Here is a 20035-nt window from a genome sequence, read left to right as displayed (position 1 = left end):
AGTTTTACTATGCGCTTTTATTCCTGCACCGCATTGCTTTCCACCTTGGCGCGCAGGATGGCGGCATGCAAACGAATGCTTGGACCGGTACGGCTTTTCTCATCCGCGCGGAGAAACAACTTGTTTTCCATGCCGCCGAGTCGATAGGTGACGGTGACAACGCTCGATTCGTTGCGCTCCTTCTTCGGCGCGGCGAACGCCAGAAAGCCGAGCGCCAACAGCCGCGTGGCGGTAAAGCGCTGAGAAAGCTGCTCGGTCGTGAACAGTTCCGCGCTGATGATATCCTGCAGGGGAATGGCAAACTGCTTTTTGACAACATGGTACTCGATCCGGTCCGCATAGACAAACAGCATGCCGCTTGACGACTTTTGCAGATAAGGATAACCGCCGCAATAGCGGCAGGGTAAAATCTCCTTTGGCCGTTGGGGCTTATCGTGTTTCCGGGTCTCGGTCTCGATTTCCGCTGAAATGGGCGCTTTGACAAAGGAGAGCACCCGCTCCACATTCGCCTGATTTTTGCCCCAATCAGCTAACTGCAGCGAGGCTTCCAACCGCGAGGATACGCGGACCAGCGTTTCCGCAGCACCCAGCCGGTCGATCCATATGGAGATCGACTCTCCCTTATTGGAATACCGCCCTTTATCCGCGTGCACGTTTAAAGAATAGCCGTTTTCCGTCTGCGCCGAGCGGTCAAGATGCAGATCCGTGGCCACGCTAATGCTTTGTATCAGGTTTTCACGTGCCTGTTCCGCGCTGTATGGAAAACGCTCCTGTCCGGTTGCTTCTTTTGGCACTGCTTTTCTCTCCCTTCCCAAATAGAAAAAGCGCGCGGCAAACCCTTTGGTCTGCCGCGCGCCCGTTTCGCACGTTATATTTTACGGCTGGCTGGATTTCCGCTCGCCTTCGGGCGTGATCACGGTAGCCTCTGCCTGTGTCTCGGTCTTTTCATTGTTCAGCTCTTCCAGCAGGTCTTCGCCGACCTGTTTATCCGGTACGAGCTCTCCGTTGTAGACCTTCTTAAACACATCGCCATCCATCGTTTCATTGCGGATCAGATATTCGGCAACGCGCTTCATTTCCTCGCGGTGCTCGGTAAGCAGCTTTTCGCAGCGGCGGTGCGCCTCTTCGATGATGCGGTGGATCTCCTCATCGATCTCGGCGGCCTTGACCTCGGAATAGCCCTTGCCCGCCGCAAAGTCGCGGCCAAGGAAGATCTCGCCGTTGTCCGCCGCGTAATCGATCGGGCCGATCCGGTCGCTCATACCGTAGCTGGTGACCATGGCGCGCGCCATCTGCGTGGCCTGCTTGATATCGCCGTACGCACCGGTCGAAATATCATCCATCACCAGCTGCTCCGCCACACGGCCGCCGAGGCATACGATAATGTATTCCTCCATATAGCCGCGGGTGCGGTAGGCCTGATCCTCCTCGGGCAGCGGCATGGTGAAGCCGCCCGCGCCGGAGGAACGCGGAATAATCGTCACATGGTGCACCGGGTCCTGCGTGGGCAGCACGTGGAAGCAGACCGCGTGACCCGCTTCGTGGTAGGCGGTCAGCTTTTTATCCTTCTCGGTGATGATATGGGTCTTCTTTTCCACGCCCATAACGACCTTGAGGAGCGATTCCTCGATCTCTTCAAGCGTAATGAATTTCTTATTGCGCCGCGCGGCAAGCAGCGCCGCCTCGTTGAGCAGGTTTTCCAGATCGGCGCCGGTAAAACCCGCCGTCGTCTTGGCGATCGAATCGAACTTTACGTCCGGATCGAACTGCTTATTGCGCGCGTGTACCTTCAGAATGGCTTCGCGGCCCTTGACGTCAGGCGCGCCGACGTAGACCTGCCGGTCGAAACGGCCCGGACGGAGCAGCGCGCCGTCCAGAATATCCTTCCGGTTCGTCGCCGCGATGACGATGACGCCTTCGTTCGCGCCAAAACCGTCCATCTCGACGAGCAACTGGTTGAGCGTTTGCTCGCGTTCATCGTGTCCGCCGCCGAGGCCTGCGCCGCGCTGACGGCCGACCGCGTCGATCTCATCGATAAAGACGATGGAGGGCGCGTTTTTCTTGGCCTGCTCAAACAGGTCGCGCACACGGCTCGCACCGACGCCGACATACAGCTCGACGAAGTCCGAACCCGAGATCGAAAGGAAGGGCACGCCCGCCTCGCCCGCGACCGCTCTTGCGATCAGCGTTTTACCGGTGCCCGGAGGGCCCACCAGCAGCACGCCCTTGGGGATGCGCGCGCCAATCTGCACAAACTTTTGCGGATTTTTCAAAAATTCAACGATCTCCTGCAGCTCGGCCTTCTCTTCGTCCGCGCCCGCCACATCTTCAAACGTGACCTTGCGCTTATCATCCTGCGCCAGCTTGGCGCGGGCCTTGCCGAACTGCATCGGATTGCCGCCGCCGCCCGATTGCTTGTTCATCATAAAATACCAGAACGCGCCGAGCAGGATGATGAGGATCAGGTAGGGCACAAAGCTGGCCCACCACGGGATATTTTGCGTTTTGTACGTGAAGTCCTGCAGCGTGCCGTTTTCCATCTGCTCCAGCAGCTCGGGCTTGAGGTCGTCGTGGAAAACGCCCACATAATCGCCAAGGTCGAAGGAGCGCATCGAGCCGTCCTTGAGCTGCATGGTGATGATCTGGTTTTCGTCTACAACGGCCTTTTCGACTTGCTCCTCTTTAAACAGGCGGACAACGTCGGAATACTGGATCTCCTCAGACTTCTGCGACTGGCTGAGCACATAGCTGACGCCCGCCAGCAGGAACACCAGTATGATCAGGTAAAGGCCAAAGCCTTTCATTTTGCCTTTCAATTCGGTACCACACCTTCCTTTGGGGTAATTTTACTCCGCGCCGTAAACGGCCGGCTTTAGAATGCCGATATACGGCAGGTTGCGGTATTTCTCCGCGTAGTCGAGCCCGTAGCCCACGACAAATTCATCCGGGATCTCGTAGCCGAGGTAATCGACCTTTACCTCCACCTTACGGCGGGAGGGTTTGCTTAAAAGCGTGCACAGGCGGATCGAGTTTGCGCCGCGCGCCGTGAGTATCTGCATCAGGTAATGCAGCGTGACGCCGGAATCGAGGATATCCTCCACGATCAGCAGGTCGCGCCCGTCGATCGGCTGTTCGATATCCTTGATGATCTGCACCTCGCCCGTGGTCTTGGTGCCCTTGCCGTAGCTCGATACCACCATAAAATCCACATTGCAGGGTACGTCGATCTGCCGCGTCAGATCGGCCATGAACACGTACGAGCCCTTGAGCACACTGACGATCAGCGGGTTTTTATCCCGATAATCCTCCGTGATGCGTGCGCCGAGCTCCCGCGCTTTGTCCTTTAGCTGCTGTTCGGTGAACAGCACCTCTTTGATGTCGTTCCTCATTGCCGTTAGATCCTCTCAAATCTTATTTCTATGCTATCGCCGCCCAATGGGCGGCGGGAACAGTCCATGCCCAGCCCTTCGACCGCGATGACGCCGTCCCGGTCGGCCACTACGGCCAGCCGATCGCGTTCCTCACGGGGAATGCGGCGGTCGATCATCAGCTTTTTCAGCGTCCGGCTGCCGCCTCCGTCGGTCAGACGCAAGCGATCGCCCGCTTTACGCGCGCGAACGGACAAGGTTTCAAAGTTTATTTTACCACAATCCACGCAAAAAGTATTGAATGAATTGTAAAAAGCCGAATTTTTTTCTTGCCGATCAAGCGTGAGCCACGTGCCGGAGGGGCCGACCGGACCATGAAACGGAACGGAAAGGGGAATTTCGTCAAAACGCGGCGCTTCTTCCGCCTTTTGCACCGCAACGGTGTCATAGATCCGATACGCCCGATAGCCGCCCGGCAAATCGAGCGCGGCGGATGGATCGTCCGCGCGCAGCAGCCCCTCCAGTAACGCGATATGCCGCTGCGCGGTCTGCCGCGGAGGCACCTCCGCTTCCGCAAGCAGCTGGCGCAGCGCGCGCGAACGCACCGCGCCGTCTGCTTCCAGCAGGGTTTTCACGCAAAAGCCGCCGGGCCGCCGCGCATTTTCCAGCGCTTCTCCCGCGAGCTTTTCCAAATAGATTTCGTCCTGCCGCGCGAGCGCGGTCAACCGGCTGACCGCCGCGCAAAGCGCGGGATTGATATCGCGCAGCACGGGCACGACCTCGTGCCGGATACGGTTTCTCGTATAATCCACGGAAAAATTGGTGCTGTCCGTTACAAACGGCTGGCCAAGGGAGGCAAGGTAGCTTTCGATCTCCGCCCTGCCTGTTTCCAGAAGCGGACGCACGATCGCGCCGCGCACGGGCGGAATACCGCCGAGGCCCTTGGGGCCGGTGCCGCGCGTTAAATGAAACAGCACGGTCTCCACGTTATCGTCCGCCGTGTGGGCTGTCGCGATACGCGCGCCCCGCGCGTCCTCCGCCAGCATTTGATAGCGCAGGTGCCGCGCGGCGGTCTCGATGCTTTCGCCCCGCTCCGCGGCGGCTGTGCGGATATCCGCGCGGCGGACCGCAAGCGGCACGCCGAGGGAAGCGCACAGGGTTCTGACAAAGTCCTCATCCCGCTCGGCTTCGTCCCCGCGCAGGCAGTGATTCAAGTGAAACGCCCGCGCCCGATAGCCCAGAGCGAGCAAGGCGCGCAGCAGCGCCACCGAATCCGCTCCGCCGGATAGGGCGACGAGCACCTCGCCGCCGGGCTCTAACATGCCGTACCGCGCGATCGTATCCGCTACTTGTTTCAGCATCGTCTACGCCTCGTGCACACGGTCGGGGTTGGAGAAGGTCGTATACTGGCCCACCCATTGCAGCTCGATCGTGGTGGTCGCGCCGTGCCGGTTTTTTGCCAAAAGGATCTCGGCGATGTTTTTCATTTCGCTCTCGTCGTCGTAGTAATCGTCGCGGTAAATAAACATAACAATATCGGCGTCCTGCTCGATTGCGCCGGATTCACGCAGGTCGGATAGCATCGGCCGTTTATCCGCGCGCTGCTCGCTCGCACGCGAGAGCTGCGACAGACAGACGACCGGCACGTTCAGTTCCTTGGCCATGATCTTGAGGCTTCGCGAGATCTCGGCCACCTCCTGCACACGGTTATCCGAATGGCGGCCGCCCGAATGCATCAGCTGCAAATAGTCGATCACGATCAGCCCAAGTTCGTCGCCCAGACGGCGGCACTTGGCCTTGATCTCAGGCACGGTGATGGCCGGATTATCATCCACATAAATGTCCACGCCCGCGAGCACCGAAGAAGCGCGCGCGATCTTGACCCAATCATCCGGCGTGAGGTTGCCGGTCTTCAGCTTCTGCGATTCGATCAGCGCTTCGCTGGAGAGAAAACGGCTGGCGAGCTGCCCCTTGCCCATTTCGAGCTGGAACACACACACGCCCGTTCCCTTTTTGTAGCCCTTCGGCTTGCCCTTGACCGCCGCCTTGGCCGCGTTGAGCGCGATATTCAGCGCAAATGCGGTCTTGCCCATGCCGGGACGCGCCGCGATCAAAATAAGGTCGGATTTGTTCAGGCCGGTCAGCGCGGTGTCCAGCGCGTGGAAGCCGGTCGACAGTCCGGGGATATCGCTGTCCGACTTGGCGCGCTCGTCCAGCTCGTTGTAAAGGTCGGCAATGACCTCGCTGAGGCGGGACAGGCCCTTGATCTCGCGCCCCTGACGGATCGCGTAAATGCGCTGCTCGGCCAGCTCGGCGATTGAAGAGGCTTCTCCCCGCGCCTCCATGGCGTTCTGCTGGATCTCGGCGCCCGCGTCCGCGAGCTGCCGCAGCAAGCTTTTGTCGCGCACAATGCGCAGGTATTCGCCCACATTGCGCGTATTGGGCGTGACCTCCATCAACTGGAACAGATACGCTCTGCCGCCCGCCTCGTCATAGTAGCCCATGCGCGTCAGCATATCCAGCACCGTGACCGGGTCGATCCGCTGCGCGCCGTTAAACATGGAATAGATCACTTCAAAAATGCGCTGGTTTTCCTCCGCGTAGAAGTCCTCCGCGCGCACCTGCTCGATCACCTCAGGGATGCAGCTCGGGTCGACCAGCATCGAACCGATCAGCGATTGCTCCGCCGAAAGATCCTGCGGCACCTGCCGCATTAAAAGTTCATCCACGTTGGCATCCCCCCTTTTTAATGCTGAGTTAGTAATTAGGAATTAGTAGTTAGTAATTAATTGAACCGCACCCCATTATCGCCAACTCACAAAATAGTGCCATTGAAGCCCACCCCGCAATTACTAATTACTCATTACTAATTACAAATTTATTACGCCTCAACAACCTGCACGAGGATCTCGCCCGCGATCTCGGCGTAGAGCTTTGCCTTGATGCGGTGCACGCCGAAGGTCTTGATCGGCTCCTCGAGCACGATCTTGTTCTTGGGCACATTGACGCCGTACTGCTTCTTCAGCTCCTCGGCGATCTCCTTGGCTGTGACGGCGCCGAACAGACGGCCGCCCGCGCCGCCCTTGGCCGGAACCTTGACGGGGCTGATTTTCAGCTTTTCCGCCGCTTCGCGCGCGGCCTGCTGCTCCTGCGCCACACGGCGCGCGTGCGCTTCGTCCTGCGCGCGCTTGACGTTCAGGTTATCCGCCGTAGCCGGCTCGGCCAGCCCGCGGGGCATCAGGAAGTTGCGTCCGTAGCCCTCGCTGACCTCGATCAGGTCGCCCGCTTTGCCCTTGCCCTTAACATCCGCTTTTAAAATGACTTTCATCGGTATTTGCTCCTTTTATTCTTAATTGTTATCGTTTGATTTTTCAGACTGCTGATCGCTGAGATAGCCGGCGATCGCCTCGGTGATCACGCGGCTTGCTTCCTCCGCGGCCATTCCCCGCAGCTGCGCGCCCGCGGCCGCGTGGTTGCCGCCGCCGCCGAGCCGCTCCATCAGCAGCTGTACGTTGACCTGCCCCGCCGAACGGGCGGAAACCGCCATATCCGGCCCGCTGCGAAACGCCACAACGCTTGCCCGCGTGCCGATAATGGAAAGCAGCTCGTCCGCCGCCTGCGCGGCCGCGACGCGGTCGATCTCTTCCGCGCTCACCGCGAGAATAACGCCCTGCCCGCAGTCCTGCGCGGAGGAAATGAGCTTTTGCCGCTCCATATACTGGTCAAAGGTGGATTGGAACAGATGCTTGACGTCGGACACCTCCGCCCCGGCGCGGCGCAGATAAGCCGCGGCTTCAAAGGTGCGCACGCCCGTGCGCGCGGAAAAGCCCTTGGTATCCAGATAAATGCCCGCGAGCATTGCTTCGGCTTCGCCGGCGAGGATGCCGGTGGTCGGCACTAAGTACTGCAATAGCTCGCTGACCAGCTCGGAAGCCGAGGAGGCGTACGGCTCATGCAGATTGACCACACTGTTTTCGATATAATCCGCCGCGCGCCGATGGTGATCGATCACCGCGACCTTGTTGATCGACTGCAACAGCGCTTGACTTTCCACATAGCCGGGGCGGTTCACATCCACCACGATCAAAAGCGTGTTGAAATCGCAAAGCACCATCGCGCGTTCCGCGTCGATGAATACATCCTTATATTCGGGAAGGCTTTCCAGATGGCCGATCAGTTCGGACGCGACCGTATGCTCCCGGTCGACGACGATATGCACCGGCTTGCCTTTTTCGCGCGCCGCGCACACCATGCCGGAGGCCGCGCCGATGGCGTCCATGTCCGAATTACAGTGGCCCATGATGAGCACCTGCGAGGAATCGCGGATGAGCTGGCTCAGCGCGCCCGCGACCACACGGCTTTTGACCTTGGTGCGCTTTTCCATCTCTTCGCTCAGGCCGCCGTAAAACTCAAAGGAATACCTGTTTTTGATGACCGCCTGATCGCCGCCGCGCGACAGCGCCATATCGATCGCCAGACCCGCGTAGCGATAGCTTTCCGCCAGAGTCTCGCCGTCCTTGCCGATACCGATCGACAGCGTGGCGACGACGCCCTCGTGGTTCTGGATATCGCGCACCTCCTGCAAAACAGAGAACTTTTTGGCCGTTAGGTTGGCCAGATCGCTGTTTTCCAGAATAAAGATATATTTATCCCGATCGTACTTGCGCAGGATCGCGCTGCTGTCCTTTGTCCAACTGGAAAGCCGCTTGTCGATGCCCGCCAAAATCGCCGATTTTTCAGAATCGGTCGTGTTCTTCATCAGTTCTTCGTAGTTGTCGATCGCGATGACGGCGATCGCGGGGCGGCTGGTCTCGGCTTCGTCGCGCAGGTGCACGAACTCGGTGCAGTCGATAAAGTGCAGCACCATCAACTGGCCCGCGCCGCCGGAAACCATACAGCCGTATACTTCAAAGCTTTTTTTGCCGATGCGCAGCTCGGCGGGCATTTGGTTCTTGCCCTCAATCAGCCAGCGGGTCTCAAAGGTAGGGGCCAGCTCGCTCATGCGCATGTGCACCGCGCCGCCAAGCTGTCCGGAAAGCTCGGCAAACGCGTCGTTCGACCAAATGATCTCGCCCGTCGTCGCCAGCGCGACGACCGTCGCCAGCGGCGAACGAATGATGGACGGGTGGATGGTGCCATCCGTATTCAGCTGGATATTATCCATCAGTTCCTGTGTGCGCCGCTTTTGCTCGGCGCGCTGCTTCATGGAGATCAGACGCAGCAGCACGCAGATCACGATACCCGCAATGCCGTAAGGCACCGAGTATAACAGACCGGCCACCGCAAATAATAGAAAAATGATAAGAAACAGCGTCTGCCCGGGCTGCAGCGACCGTTGAATTCGTTTATGCAATCGCTTCGTCCTCCTTTCGGACGCAAATATTCACGCTAATTATAACATTGCCTTGGGGTATTGTAAACAAAAATCGCCTGCGCGGATTGTCTTTTTGCCCAATTCGTGATACAGTATCCGCAGGAGAACCGAATGAATAAGGAGGAAAACCATCATGCAATTCCGTTTTGCCCACAATAATCTGAACGTACTGGACTTGGACAGATCGCTCGCCTTTTATAAGGACGCGCTCGGCCTTACCGAGGCGCGGCGTAAAGAGGCGGCGGACGGCAGCTTTATCATCGTCTTTCTGTCCGATGGCGGGCTGACCCCCCATCAGTTGGAGCTGACTTGGCTGAAGGACCGCAAGGAGCCCTATAACCTTGGCGAAAACGAGTTCCACCTTGCTTTCCGCGTGGACGATTACGAGGCCGCGCACCAGAAACATGCCGAGATGGGCTGCATCTGCTTTGAAAACCCGACCATGGGCATTTACTTCATTTCGGACCCGGACGGCTACTGGCTGGAGATCATCCCCACAAAGTAATGAGCCGCCGAAAGGAGCGAAGCTTTTCTTGAACCCCTATCTCGATCTGTTCCTTACCTTTGCGCGCGTCGGCGTGTGCACGTTTGGCGGCGGCTACGCCATGCTGCCGCTGCTGCAGCGCGAAGTCGTTGAGCGGCGCGCTTGGGCGACCGATACCGAATTGATGGATTATTACGCGATCGGTCAATGCACGCCGGGCGTGATCGCGGTGAATACCGCTACCTTTATCGGCTATAAGCAGCGCGGCGTTTGGGGCGCGATCTGCGCCACAGCCGGCATGGTTTTTCCATCCCTTGTGATCATTACGGCCATCGCGGCCTTTATCGCGCAATTTTCCCACCTTGCAGCCGTGCAGCATGCCTTTGCGGGTGTGCGGCTGGCGGTATGCGCGCTCGTGCTCCGCTCGGTCTACCAGATGGCGAAAAACGGCGTGATCGATCTCACCACCGGCATTTTGCTTGTGGTCACTTTTGCCGCGGTCGCATTTTTGGGGCTGTCTCCGGTGTTGATGATCGTGCTTTCCGGGGTGATCGGCGTGATCGCCGGTCTGATCAGGAGGCGGCGCCAATGATCTATTTACAGCTGTTTTGGGAATTTTTCAAGACCGGCCTATTCGCGGTCGGCGGCGGTCTGGCAACGCTGCCCTTTTTGCAGCAGATCGCCGCGCGCTATCCATGGTTCACGCCGGACGATCTGCTCAATATGATCGCCGTTTCGGAATCAACGCCCGGGCCGATCGGCGTCAACACCGCCACCTACGCGGGTTTCCACGCCGCGGGCCTGCCCGGCGCGCTGACGGCCACGTTTGCGCTGGTGCTGCCCTCGGTCGTGATCATCATGCTGGTATCCCGCGCGCTGCAGCGCTTTCGCGATAGCGCGCTGGTGCAGGATGTGTTCTACGGCCTGCGGCCCGCGTCCGCCGGGCTCATCCTCGGGGCGATCTGGGGCGTGTTCCTATCCGCGCTGTTCCACATTGAACGTTTTGCGGGACTGTCCTCGCTGCCCAGCGTGATCAATCTGCCCTCGCTTTTGTTTTTCGCGCTCATGCTGCTGGCCGTGTGTAAACTTCCCCGCCTGCATCCCATTCTGTTCATTCTCTGCGGCGCGGTCTGCGGCGTTGTATTTCAGTTTTAGAAAGAGTCGATCGAAACAAAGCCGCATGTCGCGAGTTTTTATGGCCTTTGCCGCAAGCGGCAAAAGCCTATTTCATGCGCGCTGCGGCGCGAGGGCATTCCTAGATAGTCTAAGGCCGGTAAAACGCAATCCGCGTTTTACCGGCCTTTCCTTACTTATTTTCCAGCAGCTGTTCTTCGATCAGACGGCATGCGTCTTCGATACAGCCGGGGCAGGTGCGGCGAACAACGCCGTCCGTCATGCCTTTCAGCTCATGGCAGAGATAGGAGCCGTTTTTCTCCTGAAACGCCTTACCGAGCGCACGGGTCGCCTGATAGGTCCGGCCCTTGGTCTCGCCCGGGTGCGCGGTGCCCTTGCTGCCCTTCACGCCCGCGAGCATGAATGCGCCGGTCAGCGCGCCGCATACCTCAAACAGGCCCATGCCGGAGCCAAAGCCCTCCGCCATTTTAAAGGCGGTTTCCTCATCCAGATCGAAAGCGTCACAGTAGGCGCAAACAACGGACTGCGCACAGTTGTACCCCATCTTATGCAGGCGCTCGGCCCGCTCCATTCTGGTTTCCATTTTCTTAAAGAAGCCTCCCCTTAATACTCAACCTGCGAGAAATAGCTCATAATCGCCGTGCACTGCGCGCGCGCTTCCGCTTGCCAGTCCTCTTCGCTGTCGATAAATTTCGCGTCCTCCGCGTTGTCGATGAAGCAGAACTCACTGATCACCGCGGGAATCTGCAGTTTTGCCGCGATGCGGTTGGTGTAGTAGTAATCGCCGTTCGAGCCGACGCGGAACCAAGTCGGGCGAATGGTCAGCCCCAGCTTTTCATATTCGTAGGCAAGCTCTTCCGCGAGCAGCTTGGTCGGCCCGCCGTTCTCATCCGCGATCTGCGCGAGCACCTGCGCGCCGCGCGCCTGTGTATTGGCCGCGTTATGGTGCAGCCCGAAGAAAAGATCAACCGAATCGACATATTCCTCCATCAAATCGCCGCGCAGCGACAGCGATGAGCCTTCTTCCAGCGAATCGCGCACCATAATGACCGTTACGCCCTCGTCTTCGAGGTATTCCTGTAAGTACTGCGCGACATAAAGGTTGATATGCTTTTCATCCATCCCCAATTCTTCGTTTTTCGCGCCGGGGTCGCTGCCGCCGTGGCCCGCGTCGATGATTACGGTGATCTTGCCGTCGAGCTGCGAGGTACGCGGCTCGGGCTCGGGTTCGGGCTCGGGCTCGGGCTCCGGGGTGGGTTCGGGATCAGGCTCCGGATCGGGCGTGGGCTCGGGTTCGGGCTCCGGAGTTTGGATCAGCACGGTCTTGCTCGCGCTTTCATACAACGCGGTAAAACCGATCTCGCTTGCCAGATCCGCAATTTTAAAGTAGTTATTGCCATTAATGTTGTAACCGCTGACCGCTACCTTCTGCCCATCCAGCAATATCTTGGAGGACGAGGCGGAAACACTCAATTTACCGGACGCGGATACCGCCATTTCCCCGCCCACGGCGGTGTATTTGGAATTGCTGATCATATTGATCGCCTGCGCCTTGCTATCCCACTTGACGTCGAACGTGGCGGTGGAACCGCTGAGCAGATAGGCGATATCACGCAGTTTAAAATAGTTGTAGCCATCCACATTATATGCCTGCGGTTGCACCGCCTTGCCGTTTACCTTCACCTTGTGCGTCGAAGGCACGACCTTGGGCGCGACCGAGGCCGTCTTCTCAGGCGTTTTTTGCTGTACCACGGGCGCTCCCAGTTCCGGGTCTATCGCGGCGTTCGCCGCCAAGGAGTGAGCGGGCAGTAAAAAGAAAAAAGCGCATAAAAGCGCCGCAAAGCGTTTGAAATGCATGGTGATCCTCCATCGTCCTGCGCGTGAATAGCTTCCACAGGAAGCCGTGATAGTACGGAAAGTATATCACCTAATTCGATATTTTTCAATAAAAAACGGGTTACTTCGACCAATTTGTAATATTACAGCGCCCAAAGCCGTATCCGCCCACAAGCCATGGACATAAAGAAAGCAGCTTCCCCGGGTGCGGCTTGCAAGCCGTTTACCGGGAAAGCTGCTTTACTTAAATTTCTTATATCAGAGCATGGCCGCGCCGATCAGGCCGGCATCGTTGCCGAGCTGCGCGACCACGAGCTTGGTGTTTTTTTCTTCACAGCGGAAGGTGTCGTGCTCGGTCAGGCGGCGCAGCGGCGCGAGCAGCTTTTCGCCGTAACCGGCCAGCCCGCCGCCCATCACGATGCATTCCGGCTGGAAGATGTTAATCACATTCGACAGGCCGCAAGCTAAATTGCGGCAGTATTCCTCGAATAGCTCGATCGCGAGCTCGTCTCCCTCGTCCACCGCGTCGCAGATCATTTTGGCGTTGAGCTTGCCCTTGTACTGCATCATGCTGCTTTCGCGGCCGGCTTCCAGCGCCCGCTCGGCAAAATTTACAAAATGCATGGCCGAGGCGTATGCCTCCAAGCACCCCAAACGGCCGCAGTTGCACGGCTCGCCGCCCTGATGGATCACCATATGGCCGATTTCGCCCGCGATATCGTTGAAGCCGGAATACAGCTTGCCGTCTATCACGATGCCGCCGCCCACGCCCGTGCCGAGCGTAATCATGACCACATCCTTCGCGTTTTGCGCCGCGCCGGCGATCGTTTCGCCAAGCGCCGCACAGTTCGCGTCGTTATCCAGCCCCACCGGGCAAGAAAACTCCGGCTCGAACGCGTGCGCGAAACCGACCTCGTTCATGCCGAGATTGGTGCCGAAGATCAGGCGGCAGTTTGCCTTATCCAGCGAACCCGGCACGCCCAGACCGATCTGCGTCACCCGGTCGGGTCCTATGCCGTGCTCGGCGCACAGGGCGAGCGCCAGCCGCTTCATATCGGCGCGCAGGCCGTCCGGGTCCCCGGTACGGGTCGGGCAGTTCTGCTTGCGCAGCAGCGAGCCGTCCTCGCCGCAAAGGGCCACCTTTACGCTTGTGCCGCCCAGATCGATGCCAATTCTCATTCTCTCTTCCTCCTTCGGCCTGTTTTAAAACAGGTGGATGCCTCGGCCCGTAAAATAAGCGTTCAGCCGCTCCACGCTGCTGTTGATCACCAGTTCCTCCGGAAAATCGATCTCCTCCAGCATGGCGAGCGCGCCGTCCACCCGGCCCACGGTAAATTCAATGTGTGAATCGCTGTTGACCACGACCGGCACCTCGTATTTCTTGCACAGGCGCGCGATCTCGGCGCAGTTTTCCCGGCTGCCCGGACGAATGTGCAGCGAATTGTTGTTGATCTCCACAATCTTTCCATATTCGTTGCAGCGGGAAATAATGTATTCCATATCAAACGGGAATTTGTTGTTGCCCGGATGGCCAAGCGCGTTCACCTGCGGATTGTGCAGCACGGCTTCGAGCGCTTCCGTGTGCTTGGCGCGGGTAGCGGGCGGGTAGCAATCATCATGAAACGAAGCGAGAGCGAACTCGACCGCGTGCATGCCCCGGCCGCCCATTTCGTCAACATGGCCGTCCGGCGCGCAAATATTCAGTTCGACGCCGCGGATCACGGTTACGCCCTCCATCTGCCGGGGAATGATGTCCAGATTGGCAAAGTGCCACTGGTGCGCGCCGTCCTCCATGGCGGGGCCGTGGTTGGTGATGCCGATGGCGACAAGTCCGGCCCTTCGCGCGCCTTGCGCCATTTCGCGGAGCGAGCTGTAAGCGTGATCGGATACGCTGGTGTGCGTGTGCAGGTCTGCGACGATTTTCATATAGTACTATAATCTCCTTTGTTCATACAAAACGCACCCGTTGCCATAAACGGGCGGCCAAAGGTCGCCCCTGCGGCAACACGAGGGGCTGAAAAGCAAACCCTCCGTACCGTAGGGGCGACCCGCGGTCGCCAGCGTGCAGCGACGCTGCGTACTTTTTAGTTGCCGTACTGCCGGAGCATGCGCTCCTGCAATTCCTTGGCGGCGTTAAAGCCCATCTTCTTCTGGCGGTCGTTCATGGCTGCGACCTCGATGATCACCGCGAGGTTGCGCCCGGGCTTGACCGGAATGGTAAGGCTGGGTACGGCGATATCGAGGATGCTGGTCGTCTGTCCGTCCAGCCCCAAGCGGTCGTACTGCTTGCCGTCCTCCCAAGGCTCCAGATTGATGACGAGTTCGACTTTTTCGGTCATTTTGATCGCGCCGACGCCGAAGATGCGGCGCACATCGACGATGCCGATGCCGCGCAGCTCGATAAAGTGGCGGATGACTTCGGGCGCGGTGCCGACAAGGGTCTTGTCCGAAACGCGCTTGATCTCGACCGCGTCGTCCGCGATCAGGCGGTGGCCGCGCTTGACCAGCTCGATCGCGGTCTCGGATTTACCAACGCCGGAATCGCCCAAAAGCAGCACGCCTTCGCCGTAAATTTCGATCAGCACGCCGTGCAGCGTGATGCGCGGCGCTAAATTTACCTTTAAAGAGGCGATGATCGCGCTCATCACGGTAGACGTAAATTCGTTGGTGCGCAGGATCGGCACCTTATATTTTTCCGCCGCCGCCATGCACTCGGGAAAAACGTCGATATTGCGGGAAATAATCATCGCGGGAATGCCGGTGGCGAACAGCCGGTCAAAGCTGGCGCTGCGCGCCTCTGGATCGAGCTGCTCCATATAGCTGGTTTCGACCTTGCCCATGATCTGGATACGGTTGGGATCGAAGAAATCATAAAAACCGGCCAGCTGCAAGCCGGGACGGCTGACGTCGTCCTTGGTAATCTCTATCTTTTCAAACCCTTCAGGGCCATGAACGACCTCGAAGTTGAATTCCTGCACCAAATCACCCAGACTAACGCCGAACTCTTTTAACTGCATGTGGTTTCTCCCTTCTTCTATTCCGACACACACCGCGCGTGCGGAGCGGCTTTGCACGCCGCAGCTTTACCGGCATGGTGAAAAATTTGCTCCCGGATTATCTGTTATAACCGTATTATACCCCAGATTCGCCACCTTTTCAACGGTTTTCCAGCTCTCCCCTGCAAAACACAGAAAAACCGAAAAAGCATATCTTTTTTTCACAAAGCGCTTGCATTTAGCAGAAGTTTGTGGTAATATAATATGCGTTACTCAATGCGTGGAAAAAGGAGGTGCAGGAAAATGGCAAAGTGCGATATTTGCGGCAAGGGCGTTACCTTCGGTATTCAGGTTTCTCACTCTCATCGCCGTTCTAATCGGACGTGGAAGCCGAACGTTCGCCGTGTCAAGGCTCTTATCGACGGTACTCCCCGCCATGTCAACGTATGTACTCGGTGCCTCCGCTCCGGCAAGGTTACTCGTGCGGTCTGATTTTATCAGGGCAAACGTTGAAAAGCATCCTAAGCGCTCTGCTTGCAGAGCGCTTTTCTATTGATATTCTTTCAAAATCCGTAGGTGAGTGTAACCCATGAAAAAGGCATTCCGCCCCGCCTTCGCCGTGACTGTTCCGGTGCTGTGCGGCTATCTGTTTATCGGCTTCGCGTTCGGCGTCATGCTGCGGGACGCGGGCTTTGCGCCCCCTTGGGCATTCCTTTCCAGCCTGACGATCTACGCGGGCTCGGGCCAGTATTTGCTCGTTTCGCTGTTATCCGCCAACGCTTCTCTCGTTACCGTCGCGGTGATGACGCTGCTTCTCAACTGCCGCCACATATTTTACGGCCTATCCTTTTTAGAGCAGTTCCAGCAGATGGGCAAGGCAAAACCGTACATGATCTTTTCGCTGACCGACGAGACCTATTCCCTGCTCTGCTCGCTCAAAACGCCGGCGGACGTAGACCCGGGCGCCATGCGGTTTGCGATCGCGCTGCTCGATCAAAGCTACTGGATCATCGGCTCGGTCATCGGCGCGGTGATCGGCGGCGTTTTGCCGTTCGATTCGACCGGTATCGACTTTGCTATGACCGCGCTTTTCACCGTCATCTTTGTCGAGCAATGGAAAAGCAGCAAATGCCATATCCCCGCCTTTCTCGGGCTGGGCGCGGCGGCCGTATCGCTCGCGCTGCTTGGGCCGGATCGGTTTATCCTGCCCGCCATGCTGGCCATTTGCGTGATGCTGGTCGCCATGCGCGGCAAGCTGTCTAAGGAGGTGGCGTAAGTGAGCTTTGGCCGTACGCTCGCTATGATCCTTGTCGCCGCCGTGTGCACCTTCGCCACGCGCGTGGCCCCTTTCCTGCTGTTCAACGGGAAAAAGCCCATCCCGCCCATCGTCCGCTATTTGGGCGAAGCGCTGCCGCCCGCGGTGATCGCGCTGCTGGTGGTGTACTGTGTCAAAAATGTGAGCTGGGTCTCCGCGCCCCACGGCGCGCCCGAGCTGCTCTGCATTGCCGTCGTCGCGCTGCTGCACGCATGGAAGCGCAACAACCTGCTTTCCATCGGCGTGGGCACGGCGCTTTATATGTTTTTGGTGCAGGCTGTTTTTATCTGAAATTGCCGAAAGACATGGGTTTACCATGTCTTTTATTTTTGGTAAAATAAGTACAGCTATTAAAGGAGAATTTTGATGAAAACAATGATACAAATTCTGGCCCGTGAGCTGGGCCAAAAGGAAGAGCATGTCAAAAACGTCGTTCAGCTTCTGGACGAGGGCAACACCGTTCCGTTTATCGCGCGTTACCGCAAGGAAATGCACGGCACGATGGACGACCAGCTGATCCGCACGCTGGCCGACCGGCTGGCCTATCTGCGCAGCTTAGAGGAAAAGCGCGCCGATATTCTCGCCTCCATCGAAGCGCAGGACAAGCTGACGGACGAACTGAAGGCCGCGATCATGGAAGCGCAGACGCTGGCCGCGCTGGACGACCTGTACCGCCCCTACCGCCCCAAGCGCCGCACGCGCGCGTCGATCGCGCGCGAAAAGGGGCTTCAGCCTTTATCCGAAGCGCTGCTTGCCGCGCGCAGTCCCATCCCCACCGCCGAGGAACTGGCCGCCCCGTATATCAGCCCCGAAAAGGAAGTCGCGACCGCCGAAGAGGCGCTCGCGGGCGCGTGCGACATCATAGCGGAAAACATATCGGACGACGCAGCGCTCCGCGGCCGCCTGCGCGGGCTCATCCACCGCACCGGCGTACTCCACACCGCCGGGCTGGATGAGGAAGATTCGGTTTATACCATGTACCGCGAATTTTCCGAGCCGGTGCGCAAATTGCAAAGTCACCGTGTGTTGGCCATCAACCGCGGCGAAAAGGAAGGCAAGCTGAAGGTGACCCTTACCGTGGACGACGCGGAAGCGCTGGTAAACCTGAACCGCGCCGTTCTTCACCCCAAAAATCCGTTCGGTGAGCTGCTGCGCGCCACCACGGCGGACAGCTGGAGCCGTTTGCTGTTCCCCTCGCTTGAGCGGGAGCTGCGAAACGAGCTGACCGACGCGGCAAGCGAGCAGGCGATCCAAACCTTTGCGCTCAACCTGCGTCCGCTGTTGTTGCAGCCGCCCATCAAAAACCGCGTGACGCTCGGCTTTGACCCGGCCTACCGCACCGGCTGCAAGCTGGCCGTGGTGGATGAGACCGGGAAGGTGCTGGAAACGGCGGTGATCTACCCCACGCCGCCGCATAAGAAGATAGAGGACGCGAAAAAGACCCTGAAACGCCTTTGCGACCTGCACCATATCTCCTGCATCGCGATCGGCAACGGCACGGCTTCCAAGGAAAGCGAGATCTTTGTGGCCGAATTCATCCGCGAATACGGCGGCGCGCTTTCCTATATGGTGGTATCCGAAGCGGGCGCTTCGGTCTATTCCGCTTCCAAACTGGGCGCGGAGGAATTTCCGGAATTCGACGTTTCGCTTCGTTCGGCGGTGTCGATCGCCCGGCGGCTGCAAGACCCGCTCGCCGAGCTGGTCAAGATCGATCCCAAGGCGATCGGCGTAGGCCAATACCAGCACGACATGCCGCAGGCGCGGCTCAGCGAAGCGCTGGACGGCGTGGTGGAGGACTGTGTCAGCTCGGTCGGTGTGGATCTGAACACGGCTTCACCCGCGCTGCTGAGCCGGGTCGCGGGCGTCACGGGCGCGGTATCCAAAAATATTGCCGCCTACCGTGAGCAAAACGGCCGGTTTGAGAGCCGCAAACAGCTATTAAAGGTAAAGGGCCTAGGCCCCAAGGCATACGAGCAGTGCGCGGGTTTTCTGCGCGTGCCTGAAAGCGCCAACCCGCTCGACCGGACGGCGGTACATCCCGAATCCTACAAGGCGGCCGAAACGCTGCTCACGCTGTGCGGCTACACCGTGCAGGACGCGGCGGCGGGCAAGCTTGGCGAGCTAACCGCACGCGTGCGCGAGCTGGGCCGCGAAAACGCGGCGGAGCGCTGCGGCGTCGGCGTGCCGACGCTGGACGACATCGTATCCGAACTGCAAAAGCCCGGCCGCGACCCGCGCGACGAGCTGCCGCCCCCGCTGCTGCGTTCGGACGTGTTGGATCTGAACGATCTAAAGCCCGGCATGCAGTTGACCGGCACGGTGCGCAATGTAGCCGATTTCGGCGCGTTCGTCGACATCGGCGTGCATCAGGACGGACTGGTCCATATCTCGCAGTGCTGCAATAAGTTCATCCGCCACCCCTCCGAGGTGCTGACGGTAGGCGATATCGTCAATGTGGCCGTTCTCTCCGTAGACCCCAAAACACACCGCATTTCCCTATCAATCAAGCAAGCTTCGACACCAAAACAGTAAAAATGACCGCCCGGTTACTAAACCGGGCGGTCATTTTCTATTCGTTCCTCGATCGCGCTGTCCATCTCGTCGAAGTGCCTGACCGTTTCCCGGCGCAGCGGCGCGGCTATGGCCTCATCCGGTTCAAGCATGACGCAGCTCTCACACATACCAAATACATTAACGGAGATGCCGGGCAGTCTGCATTTTTCAGACTCATAGTAAACGCACCATTTGTTGAGGCATTCATCGGTTATCATGCTATCACCTCCCGCCTTATTATACGGCATTCGGGCCTCTTTGTATCTCACAGAAATTTATATCAGAAATTTCTGGTTTACCATATGATGGGGACTTCTGTTAGAATCAATATGGTGATAGCGGTGAGATTTACTTATAATCAGGCACAGAATAAAGAAGAAACGACCTACAAATCTTTATATATCAAAAAATCTCTGGTTGAAAAAATCGATCGAATCGCATTTGCCAATAATACAAGCTGGAACAATATCGTGATATCCATGATCGAATATTGCCTTGAAAATGAAGATGTGTAAAGGAGCACCCGCTGGGTGCTCCTTTTATATGGCTCGCTACGCTCGCGATTTAAATACGCGGCAGTAGCCGCGACGGCGGGGTGGGGTCACCCCGCCCTACGCCCTTGTAGGGCCGCGTGACCCCACGCGGCCGCTCACGGCTACCGCCGCGCATTTGAATCGTGAGCGCCAGCGAACCTCCTAAAAAAGTTTCGCGCGCCCACGTTTGATGGAGCTGCATTCTCGGCGCGCCGAGGGCGTCGCGCCCTACAAATTCGGTGGGAGATAACCCATTTGCAGCAGTAGCAACCTTTTCGTTGTAGGGCGGGACGCCTCGGCCCGCCGGTCGCGGCTACCGCCGCGCATTTCATCGTGAGCGCCAGCGAACCTCCTAAAAAAGTTTCGCGCGCCCACTTTTGATGGAGTTGCATTCTCGGCGCGCCGAGGGCGTCGCGCCCTACAAATTCGGTGGGAGATAACC

The 20035-nt window shown here is 58.4% G+C and carries 20 protein-coding genes; 7 read left to right on the top strand and 13 right to left on the bottom strand.

Translation table 11 applies throughout. The features are described from left to right. Positions 1–17: 17 nt before the first annotated feature. The 7 genes from NE562_RS05060 to NE562_RS05030 all read right to left on the bottom strand — a co-directional run bounded on the left by NE562_RS05060 (position 18) and on the right by NE562_RS05030 (position 8721). Positions 18–794 (bottom strand): hypothetical protein, encoded by a 777-nt coding sequence (locus NE562_RS05060; protein ID WP_280961314.1) that lies wholly within the window; start codon positions 792–794, stop codon positions 18–20. A gap of 81 nt (positions 795–875) precedes the next feature. Beyond that, positions 876–2804 carry an ATP-dependent zinc metalloprotease FtsH gene (gene ftsH, locus NE562_RS05055; RefSeq protein ID WP_280961313.1) on the bottom strand — a complete coding sequence of 643 codons (1929 nt, stop codon included), beginning with the start codon at positions 2802–2804 and terminating at the stop codon, positions 876–878. Positions 2805–2846: 42 nt separating this feature from the next. After that, a complete protein-coding gene (gene hpt, locus NE562_RS05050; protein ID WP_280961312.1) occupies positions 2847–3389 on the bottom strand; it encodes a hypoxanthine phosphoribosyltransferase in 543 nt (180 codons plus the stop codon). Between the two features lie 5 nt (positions 3390–3394). Further along, positions 3395–4729 carry a tRNA lysidine(34) synthetase TilS gene (tilS, locus tag NE562_RS05045; protein WP_280961311.1) on the bottom strand — a complete coding sequence of 445 codons (1335 nt, stop codon included), beginning with the start codon at positions 4727–4729 and terminating at the stop codon, positions 3395–3397. Positions 4730–4732: 3 nt separating this feature from the next. Then, complete coding sequence (dnaB, locus tag NE562_RS05040) at positions 4733–6082, bottom strand: replicative DNA helicase (protein ID WP_280961416.1); 1350 nt, start codon at positions 6080–6082, stop codon at positions 4733–4735. A 167-nt stretch (positions 6083–6249) separates the two neighbouring features. Beyond that, the gene (gene rplI, locus NE562_RS05035; RefSeq protein ID WP_280961310.1) at positions 6250–6696 is read right to left on the bottom strand and encodes a 50S ribosomal protein L9; all 447 of its coding nucleotides are present in this window, start codon (positions 6694–6696) and stop codon (positions 6250–6252) included. Between the two features lie 21 nt (positions 6697–6717). Beyond that, positions 6718–8721 (bottom strand): DHH family phosphoesterase, encoded by a 2004-nt coding sequence (locus NE562_RS05030; RefSeq protein ID WP_280961309.1) that lies wholly within the window; start codon positions 8719–8721, stop codon positions 6718–6720. Between the two features lie 154 nt (positions 8722–8875). Here NE562_RS05030 and NE562_RS05025 point away from each other — a divergent pair, with 154 nt between their 5' ends. Genes NE562_RS05025 through NE562_RS05015 form a run of 3 tightly spaced genes read left to right on the top strand, consistent with a single transcriptional unit; the run spans position 8876 to position 10381 of the window. Further along, positions 8876–9247, top strand: a complete 372-nt coding sequence (locus NE562_RS05025; protein ID WP_280961308.1) for a VOC family protein — start codon at positions 8876–8878, stop codon at positions 9245–9247. A gap of 28 nt (positions 9248–9275) precedes the next feature. Continuing rightward, a complete protein-coding gene (locus tag NE562_RS05020) occupies positions 9276–9818 on the top strand; it encodes a chromate transporter (RefSeq protein WP_280961307.1) in 543 nt (180 codons plus the stop codon). Beyond that, a complete protein-coding gene (locus tag NE562_RS05015; protein ID WP_280961306.1) occupies positions 9815–10381 on the top strand; it encodes a chromate transporter in 567 nt (188 codons plus the stop codon). Before NE562_RS05020 ends, NE562_RS05015 begins: the two co-directional genes overlap by 4 nt. 151 nt (positions 10382–10532) lie before the next feature. Here the strand turns inward: NE562_RS05015 and NE562_RS05010 are convergent, their stop codons facing one another. The 5 genes from NE562_RS05010 to hprK all read right to left on the bottom strand — a co-directional run bounded on the left by NE562_RS05010 (position 10533) and on the right by hprK (position 15213). Next, positions 10533–10943 (bottom strand): C-GCAxxG-C-C family protein, encoded by a 411-nt coding sequence (locus NE562_RS05010; RefSeq protein WP_280961305.1) that lies wholly within the window; start codon positions 10941–10943, stop codon positions 10533–10535. Between the two features lie 20 nt (positions 10944–10963). Further along, on the bottom strand, positions 10964–12217 hold the full coding sequence (locus tag NE562_RS05005) for an N-acetylmuramoyl-L-alanine amidase (RefSeq protein WP_280961304.1): 1254 nt from the start codon (positions 12215–12217) through the stop codon (positions 10964–10966). 237 nt (positions 12218–12454) lie between these two features. Beyond that, positions 12455–13375, bottom strand: coding sequence for an ROK family protein (locus NE562_RS05000; protein WP_280961303.1), 921 nt, complete (start codon positions 13373–13375; stop codon positions 12455–12457). Between the two features lie 24 nt (positions 13376–13399). Further along, positions 13400–14122, bottom strand: coding sequence for a phosphatase (locus tag NE562_RS04995; RefSeq protein ID WP_280961302.1), 723 nt, complete (start codon positions 14120–14122; stop codon positions 13400–13402). Between the two features lie 158 nt (positions 14123–14280). Further along, positions 14281–15213, bottom strand: coding sequence for an HPr(Ser) kinase/phosphatase (gene hprK / locus NE562_RS04990; protein WP_280961301.1), 933 nt, complete (start codon positions 15211–15213; stop codon positions 14281–14283). Between the two features lie 282 nt (positions 15214–15495). On the opposite strand from hprK, the gene rpmB reads away from it, so the two are divergent. From rpmB to NE562_RS04970, 4 genes are all read left to right on the top strand, one after another. Further along, the gene (gene rpmB, locus NE562_RS04985) at positions 15496–15684 is read left to right on the top strand and encodes a 50S ribosomal protein L28 (protein WP_280961300.1); all 189 of its coding nucleotides are present in this window, start codon (positions 15496–15498) and stop codon (positions 15682–15684) included. Between the two features lie 97 nt (positions 15685–15781). Next, a complete protein-coding gene (locus NE562_RS04980) occupies positions 15782–16468 on the top strand; it encodes an AzlC family ABC transporter permease (protein ID WP_280961299.1) in 687 nt (228 codons plus the stop codon). Further along, on the top strand, positions 16469–16798 hold the full coding sequence (locus tag NE562_RS04975) for a branched-chain amino acid transporter permease (protein WP_419195990.1): 330 nt from the start codon (positions 16469–16471) through the stop codon (positions 16796–16798). A gap of 75 nt (positions 16799–16873) precedes the next feature. Continuing rightward, entirely contained in the window at positions 16874–19039 is a 2166-nt protein-coding gene (locus NE562_RS04970) for a Tex family protein (protein ID WP_280961298.1), read from the top strand. A gap of 17 nt (positions 19040–19056) precedes the next feature. On the opposite strand, the gene NE562_RS04965 is transcribed toward NE562_RS04970, so the two are convergent. Beyond that, on the bottom strand, positions 19057–19278 hold the full coding sequence (locus tag NE562_RS04965; protein WP_280961297.1) for a hypothetical protein: 222 nt from the start codon (positions 19276–19278) through the stop codon (positions 19057–19059). Positions 19279–20035 lie beyond the last annotated feature (757 nt).

Source organism: Butyricicoccus faecihominis, assembly GCF_024462775.1.
GTDB lineage: Bacteria > Bacillota > Clostridia > Oscillospirales > Butyricicoccaceae > Agathobaculum > Agathobaculum faecihominis_A.
Note: the sequence above shows the minus strand (reverse complement) of the source record. Positions and strands in the feature narration are given on the sequence as shown.